8 protein-coding genes and 1 tRNA gene are annotated in these 7,997 nt (G+C 35.9%); 5 read left to right on the top strand and 4 right to left on the bottom strand.

Translation table 11 applies throughout. The features are described from left to right. Both HRT72_13695 and HRT72_13690 read left to right on the top strand, forming a co-directional pair. On the top strand, positions 1–514 hold a 514-nt coding region (locus tag HRT72_13695; protein NQY68762.1), incomplete at its 5' end, for an isocitrate lyase. Between the two features lie 160 nt (positions 515–674). Beyond that, positions 675–1,766 carry an alanine--glyoxylate aminotransferase family protein gene (locus tag HRT72_13690; protein NQY68761.1) on the top strand — a complete coding sequence of 364 codons (1,092 nt, stop codon included), beginning with the start codon at positions 675–677 and terminating at the stop codon, positions 1,764–1,766. 311 nt (positions 1,767–2,077) lie between these two features. Here the strand turns inward: HRT72_13690 and HRT72_13685 are convergent, their stop codons facing one another. Together HRT72_13685 and HRT72_13680 are read right to left on the bottom strand one after the other, a co-directional pair. Continuing rightward, a complete protein-coding gene (locus tag HRT72_13685; GenBank protein ID NQY68760.1) occupies positions 2,078–2,422 on the bottom strand; it encodes a heavy-metal-associated domain-containing protein in 345 nt (114 codons plus the stop codon). 5 nt (positions 2,423–2,427) lie between these two features. Next, on the bottom strand, positions 2,428–4,680 hold the full coding sequence (locus HRT72_13680) for a carboxypeptidase-like regulatory domain-containing protein (GenBank protein ID NQY68759.1): 2,253 nt from the start codon (positions 4,678–4,680) through the stop codon (positions 2,428–2,430). Positions 4,681–4,831: 151 nt separating this feature from the next. Between HRT72_13680 and HRT72_13675 the strand changes: the two genes are divergently transcribed. Then, positions 4,832–5,383: a hypothetical protein gene (locus HRT72_13675; GenBank protein NQY68758.1), complete on the top strand. Its 552-nt coding sequence runs from the start codon at positions 4,832–4,834 to the stop codon at positions 5,381–5,383. 218 nt (positions 5,384–5,601) lie between these two features. Further along, the gene (locus HRT72_13670) at positions 5,602–6,387 is read left to right on the top strand and encodes a T9SS type A sorting domain-containing protein (GenBank protein ID NQY68757.1); all 786 of its coding nucleotides are present in this window, start codon (positions 5,602–5,604) and stop codon (positions 6,385–6,387) included. A gap of 8 nt (positions 6,388–6,395) precedes the next feature. Here the strand turns inward: HRT72_13670 and HRT72_13665 are convergent, their stop codons facing one another. Next, complete coding sequence (locus HRT72_13665) at positions 6,396–7,013, bottom strand: HAD family phosphatase (protein NQY68756.1); 618 nt, start codon at positions 7,011–7,013, stop codon at positions 6,396–6,398. Positions 7,014–7,101: 88 nt separating this feature from the next. Here HRT72_13665 and HRT72_13660 point away from each other — a divergent pair. Continuing rightward, a tRNA-Ile gene (locus HRT72_13660) sits at positions 7,102–7,175 on the top strand. A 51-nt stretch (positions 7,176–7,226) separates the two neighbouring features. Here the strand turns inward: HRT72_13660 and HRT72_13655 are convergent. Further along, positions 7,227–7,997: Lrp/AsnC ligand binding domain-containing protein (locus HRT72_13655; protein ID NQY68755.1), on the bottom strand; the 771-nt coding region annotated here is incomplete at its 5' end.

The raw sequence follows: 7,997 nt of genomic DNA, 5'->3' as shown, positions 1-7,997 counted from the left end.
TATGGTAAACCGTGTTAAAGAGCAAGTGCCTAACGCTAAGTTGGCATACAATAACTCTCCTTCTTTTAACTGGACTATTAATTTCCGTAAGCAAGCGTTTGATGCTATGGTAGAAGCTGGAGAAGATGTGTCTTCTTACGAGCGTGAAAAATTAATGGATGTTAAGTATGATGGTACTGAGTTATCTAATCGTGCAGATGAAATGATTCGCACTTTCCAAGCAGATGCTTCTAGAGAGTCTGGCGTATTCCATCACTTAATTACACTGCCTACATACCATACTACAGCATTGAGTATGAACAACCTCTCTGAAGGTTACTATGGTGACCAAGGAATGTTGGCTTATGTAGAAGGTGTACAACGTCAAGAATTGCGAAAAGGTGTTTCTTGTGTAAAACATCAACGTATGGCAGGATCTGATATGGGAGACGATCACAAGGAATTTTTTGCTGGTGATCAAGCCCTAAAAGCAGGAGGTGCTAAAAATACATCTGACCAATTTAGTGTTGCTTAAGCTTTGTGTTTAAACTATACTTAAATAAGTACTGAAGTACAAAATTTAGAGCCCATTCATTCAATTGAATGGGCTTTATTTTTATATTTGCAACCCTTAAATTTTTTAAAAAACAAAGAAATTAATTATGGAAAAGTTCATAGCAAAAAAAGTTACCCTAATGGGCCCGGGACCTACTCAGGTTTACCCATCAGTATTGGAGTCTTTATCAATGGGAACCATTGGTCACTTAGATCCACAGTTTATCCAAATGATGGATGAAGTAAAAGAAATGTTACACGGTGCATTTCAAACAAAAAACCAATTAACGATGGTTGTTTCTGCTCCTGGTTCTGCAGGTATGGAAACTTGTTTCGTAAACTTGGTTGAAGAAGGTGATAAAGTAATCATCTGTGCAAACGGAGTTTTCGGTGGCAGAATGAAAGAAAACTGTGAGCGTTACGGTGGTGTTCCTGTAATGGTAGAAGACGATTGGGGTACTGCAATTACTTTAAGTAAAGCACAAGCTGCTATCGATGCTAACCCAGATGCAAAATTATTCGCATTTGTACATGCTGAAACTTCTACTGGATGTTTATCTGATGCTGAGGCATTATGTAAAATGGCTAAGGATGCAGGTATGTTAACTATCGTTGATGCGGTTACTTCTTTAGGTGGTTTACCAGTAAAAGTTGACGAATGGGGAATCGATGCTATCTATTCTGGATCTCAAAAATGTTTAGCTTGTGTTCCTGGATTGTCTCCAATCTCTCTAAGTCCTGCTGCAGTTGCTAAAATTGAAGCAAGAACTTCTAAAGTAAAGAGTTGGTTCATGGATTTGAACTTAGTAATGGCTTACTGGGGTGGAACAGGTAAAAGATCTTACCACCACACAGCTCCAGTAAATGCATTATTCGGATTACATGAAGCGTTGAGATTGTTTACAAACGAAGGTGCTGAAGCAGTATTTGCTCGTCACTTAGCATGTCATGAAAGATTAAAAGCAGGTTTAGAAGCGTTAGGTTTAACTTTCTTTGTTGCTGAGTCTGATAGATTGCCACAGTGTAATGTAATCAACATACCAGAAGGTGTAGACGATTTAGAATTAAGAACAAAATTATTGAACGATCACCAATTAGAGATTGGTGGTGGCTTAGGACCAATGGCTGGAAAAATCTGGAGAATTGGCTTGATGGGCGGCTCTGCAACTGAAGAGAACGTTGATAAATGTCTTGCTGCATTAAAAGCGGAGCTAGCTCCTGTTACTGCATAAGCATTCGATTTAAGATTAAAAGAGGGGTATCTGATGATACCCCTCTTTTTTTGTCCAAAGCTTTTGTGACTCTTTTAAATAGCCTCCTCAAAAATATTTTAATATAGAATTAGCCTTGACATTTTCAGGTTGGGATGCTAACTATAATTCAATGGAAATTAGTGTCCGTTCGAGTGAATCCTGACTCTTAAGGATTTATATCGAGAACCCAATAATCTCTATTATTTGGCTTGTGGTGTTAAAACTTTATTCTCGATACAATCCAGCTTATGCTGAATCACTCGAATTGACAGTTTTAGAATGAATTGGCCTTAAGGCTTCTTACAACAGTCATCTAGCTTTTCATAAGCATCCTTATCAGGTTGCATCTCATCTGCATCGTAGCCAATTAACGTTATAGCTTTCCGAATCTCATCCGGATTAATTTTAGAAGGCTTGAATTTCACAATGACATTGTTGGTGGCAAGATCCACCGTAGCATTCTTAATTCCTTTTACATACAACAATCCATTCTCAATTCTTGCTTTGCACATCTTGCATTGAGCGGAGGTTTTTATCAGTATAGACGTTGCTTCTTCTCCTGCAACCGCAGTTAAACTAATTGAGAAAAATAGTGCAGCTATTATCAGTGTGACTTTAGATATAAATATTTTCATGATTTTTATTTAATCGTTAATCGCATTCCCAAGTAGAACATTCTACCTGCCAATGGTCCCCAGATTTGTGAGGCGTCGAAATAATCTCCAAATGGATTCTTAGCATCTATAATCGCATTTGGTTGTACATAGTTCGTAATGTTTTCCATTCCAGCATAGCATTCTGTATTATCGAACTTCCTCGTAGCCTGAAAGTTAAACATGAAATACGGATTAGATTTTTTCTTTAATTGGAATTCTATTGGATTCTCTTCTGTACTTGGAATCCGGCTAGTGCCAAAGTATTTATTGGTCAAATTGAAATTCCATTTATCATCTTTTGTTTTGTAATTAAGGTTAACAAGGGTTCTATCGGTAGGGATAAGAGGCCTGCTCATAGTTGATCCATTATAGGTGATTTGGACGTCGTAATATTTGTAGGCTAGCTTAACTTCAAAGTCTTTCATAATTTCAAAATCAAAGTCGATTTGGAAGCTATGCGAGAAGGACTTGGCTTCCTTTTCCAAATTGTATACAAATACCTTATCCACATCGGTATCGTAGTCGGCAATTACTTGCGATTCGAAGTTTGTAAAGTAATAGTCTACATTAATAGAAGAAGGTTTGTTTAAGAATTTAAATTTATGCGTTATGCTTGTTCCGGCATTCGTTGCTACTTCAGGAAGTAACGCTTCCTGGAAAACGATTTCTCTTGAACTAGCTAGTGCTCTACCATTCTCTATGAAAAAGTTGGCTGTTCTTAAGCCTTTTCCACCCGATAATCTAAAAGTAGATTTTGGTTTAAAGTTGAATTTATAATGCAAACGAGGAGAGATGAAAAGGCCGTATAGGTTATGATAATCTGCTCGTATGCCACCAACGATTGTAGTTTTCTTTTTATTATAGGTGTATTCGGTAAATACACCAGGAACCATTTCAGTTCTTAAGAAGGTGGTGTCATTAAATCTTTCGTTAAAGTCATCATAAATATAGCTTGATCCGAACTTAACGGCATTTACACCTGCTTTGCTATCTATCTGATATATTAGATTGGCGTATAAACGATTTTCATTTCCGCTGTATGTATTCAAGCCGTACCCGTAATACGAGTTTTGCCTGTGTGATTTTGCACTCACCTGTAGGCCAATGCTTTGAAAAGGGTGTTCGGGAAAGACGTAACCGTTTTTAGCAAATATCTCTATCTCCTCGGCGTCTATGCCAATTCCATATTTAGGAGGGATAGTATCAGTAGCTTGAGGTACTGCAAACCCAAGCTGACCTCCTAAACGGTGGTCATTAAGGTATTTAACACCAAACTGACTGTGGTAGTTATCGCCTGAATATTTCCATCTATTATACAGACTGTACTTTCTTGACAATGGCATATCTAATAACGAGTCTTTATTGCCGTCATTTGTTGCAGATAAATCTCCCATGTGCAAGAACATGAGACTACTCCATTTTTCTTTCTTACCTAGTTTATGTCCGAGATGCATGTTAACCTGAACATTGCCTTGTGAGTTTCCATAGACATTGTAAAACACGCGATCCGTTTTATCTGGTTTAATTAAATCGATGTTTATCTGTCCTGTAATTGATTCGTATCCATTTACTACAGACCCGGCTCCTTTAGAAACAGATATTGATTCTATCCATGTTCCTGGTATGGAACCAAGGCCGATCCCAGAAGAAAGACCTCCTATCATTGGGATATTTTCATTTAGAATTTGTGCATAGACTCCATCAAGTCCTAACATCTGGATTTTTTTTGTTCCCGAAATGCCATCGTCGAATTTAAGATCTACCGTTGCAGTTGTCTCAAAACTTTCGGAAACACTACAACAAGCTGCCTTTTTTAATTCTTTAGAAGAGATAGTTTCTGTATTAATATTAGAGAATAGAGATACACTAGTTGCATCTAGTTCACCTTTAATAATAATGCCTTCTAGTTCACGACTGCTTTTTAAAAGGATTGTAAGTATCTCCGATGGAGATTCCATAACCTGTATGGTGTCATTTTTCTTTCCAATAAAGCTTACGATAAGACTGGCAGGAAATATTTCAGGATTCGGAATGGAAAAGTTTCCTTCGTTGTCTGCCGCGACTCCTTTGTTTTCTATCCCAAGCCAATAAATATTAGCTCCTGGCAGGGAATGACTATGGCCATTCTCGTCGTGCTCAACTACTTTTCCCAAAAGAATATTCTCTTGCGCAACACTCTCCTCTATACATATTATATAGGTAACAAGAATTAGAAGAAAAATAGAAGTTGCTTTCATAAATGATTTAGCAAAGGTAAAAAATATTGATGTGCTGCTTTGTACAACAACCGTACCTAAGTATTACACACTAAAACCTTCTTATTTCGAATAAATCAATAAAATTATTGTGCTATATTTAACTTAAATAAATACAAAATATTTTAACAGCATGATGAATTTGAAATGGTTAGCAATTTTTGCGGTTATTGCTATAGTAGGTTGTGGTGATTCTGGACCTTCTGAACAAGATGTTTTAGCTCAAGAAGCAGAACATAGAAAGTATTTGAAAAATAATAAATTGATAGTTATGGATTTGTCTAAATACGACATGCCATTAAAAATTGAAATACCAGATTCTTCATTAGGACCGATTCATATAGGCTATAGTGATCTTGGCGCGCTTGAAATAAGAGTGGGCGAATTTTATGGTATACAAATTGTAGAAACCGATTACAAAATTAGCATGAAGATGGAGGACTTGGAGAATGGAGGTATAATGGTTCCTAATTATGCAATTCAAGATTCTGTGAGTTTGTTGTATTCAATGGGAATAGAAGGATCTGGATTGCAGCCAAGACATCATTTTTATATGTTGGTTAAAACGGATAATTCTGTTTATGAATTACAGGATATTCCAGATATTGATTTTAGAGAAGGCCAAGCTAAAACAATGTATGAATCTGCAAAGAGTTTAAAGGATCTAAAACAGGAAACGGTATAGCTTTGATGTTCTCTAGTTTCTTTTGCTGATAAGGGTTTAAAAGGAAACTATTTAAATAGGTTCTATAGTTAAAAAGAAAGCACATGGTTTATAGTCAGTTAAATGGGTTTTAATGTGACGGTTATAAAAGTTTTTATTTACTTTGGTATTGCGAAAAATGAGATTAGCTTTGCAAGATTAGGCAGTCTACAATAAAGGAAGGTAGTACGATAACAAACATGAAAAGAATAGTATATCTTTTAGCATTAACACTTTTAGCGATAAACGTTCAAGGGGGGATAATATTACATGAAGGAACTTATCAAGGTAAGAACCTGTATGTGTTAAATCCTTTTGCGGGATCAGGTGTTGGATTCTGTACGTTCGAGGTTAATGTTAATGACGAGATTACAACCGACGAACTTAATTCAAGTGCATTCGAAATAGACTTCTCTGCTTTGCAATTAGAACTAGGGCAAAAAGTAGAAGTTAAAATCAAACACAAAGACGATTGTACTCCTAAGGTTTTAAATCCAGAAGTATTAAAACCAAAAAGTACATATGAGGTTGCTTCTATTAAAGTTGACAAAGGAGGAGTACTGCGATGGACAACAAATGGAGAATCTGGAGAATTACCTTTCGTAGTCGAACAGTTTAGATGGAACAAATGGATTAAGTTAGGTCAAGTAGAAGGAAGAGGAACTTCTGCAGCGCACAACTATAGTTTTAAAGTAGCTCATCATTCAGGAGAAAATAAGTACAGAGTGAAACAAGTTGATTTTACTAGAAAACCTAGATATTCTCCTAATGCAAGTTTCAACTCAATGAATCCACGAACTACTTTCTCTCCGGTTAAAGTGAATAAGGAAATCATTTTTTCAGCAAGCACTATGTATGAGATTTTTGATCAATATGGAAACTTGGTGAAAAAAGGTGCGGATGCAAATATCAATGTATCAAACTTGAAAAAAGGAATCTACTATCTGAATTTTGATAATCAGATGGAGTCTTTCGTTAAGAAGTAGTCTACTTCCTAGTCATTAAACAATTCAATAATATTTCTATAAGTAAGCTGAACATTTATGTTCAATTTGGCTGCGCCATCTAAATTATTTTGAAGGTCATCTAAAAAAAGTGTCTCTTCAGGTATCATACTTTGTTCTTCTAAAATATATTTGTATATCTCTACACCTGGTTTACGTAACCCGACTTCATGAGAGTAGTAGACATGGTTAAAAAGACTATAGAAATAGTCCTTTTTATTTTCTTGTTCTAGAGTCTTATTAAAGGATTCGATGTGAATCGCATTCGTATTACTCAATAAATATATTTGGTAGCTGCTTCCCAGTTTTTCAAGAAGCTTTAAGCGTTCATTGGGTAACTCTAAGAGTAGTGCATTCCATGCATTATCTATTTCCTCATCAGATAGCGTTAAGTCGCTCAAGCCTCTTATTTCATCTCTAAAGATGGCATTGGGTGTTTTGCCTGTTTCTAGGTTGTCAAAGAGTTGGTTTTGTTTACTTATGGAGTAAAATTTATCGATGTCGAGGACACCTAGTTTTTTGAAAGCAGCAGTAGAAAGGGCTGGATTGATGTCTATCAGCACATTGCCCAAATCAAATATTAAGTTATTGATCCCGTTAAGATTCATTGTAATTAGGTAATAATATTAGGTTTCCAATCAGCAAATATGTAAAATTGCAGTCCGATAAAAAAGATCGTAATGGTCTATTTTATTAGGGCCCTTAGCTCAGCTGGTTAGAGCACTTGACTCATAATCAAGTGGTCCGCGGTTCGAGCCCGCGAGGGCCCACAAAAAAAAGGGATTTGAATTTATTCAAATCCCTTTTTTTGTATATAAATACTATGCACTCAGCATTTCAGGTTTGTAGGTGGTACAGCCTTCCCATTTAAGTACACGGAATATCATGGTGGTTTCGGTTTCGTCTATTTCCTCAATTTGGTATAAGGTATTATGAAGAACATTTTCAAGGTGCTCGGTGTCGTTACATAGTAAGCAAATCTCTAAATTATACTCTCCTGAAATGGTAGCTACAAAAGTTACCTCCTCTATTTCAACTAGCTTACTTATAACTTCTCGAATCTTTTTCTTTGGTCGTACACTAGCCAATATACTAACGTAGGCATTAAACCCCATTTTTACTGGAGGAACCCAGCCCATTATTTTTAATGCTTTATTATCTACTAAATTGTTATATCGCTGTCGGATTTTGCTTGGAGAAGTGCCTATTTTTTTAGCCATTTCAGTAAATGATATTCGCCCGTCCTCTTTCAAATATTCGATTATTTTGTAATCCTTTTTATCCAGTATAACATTAGAGTTTCTATTTGACCATGATGTGTGGTCGGGAGATAAATGCGTCTCTTTATAATCGTTTAGATAGATACTTGTTTTTGATTCTAAAATACCGTCAAGGGTATTTATATTTTGATGAATTAGTCTTACTAGGTGATTATTATCCTTGCATATAATGTTTACCTCTAAATTATGGATGCCTGAATTAAGAGACATAAAGTCTATTTCTGGAACTTTAATTAACTTTTCTATGGCACTCTTTATATGTATACTTTCTTTAATCTCTAAATGCACTTTGGCAGCACAGCCATATCCGTA

The organism is Flavobacteriales bacterium (assembly GCA_013214975.1).
GTDB lineage: Bacteria > Bacteroidota > Bacteroidia > DT-38 > DT-38 > DT-38.
This window is presented reverse-complemented; position numbering and strand designations above follow the sequence as displayed.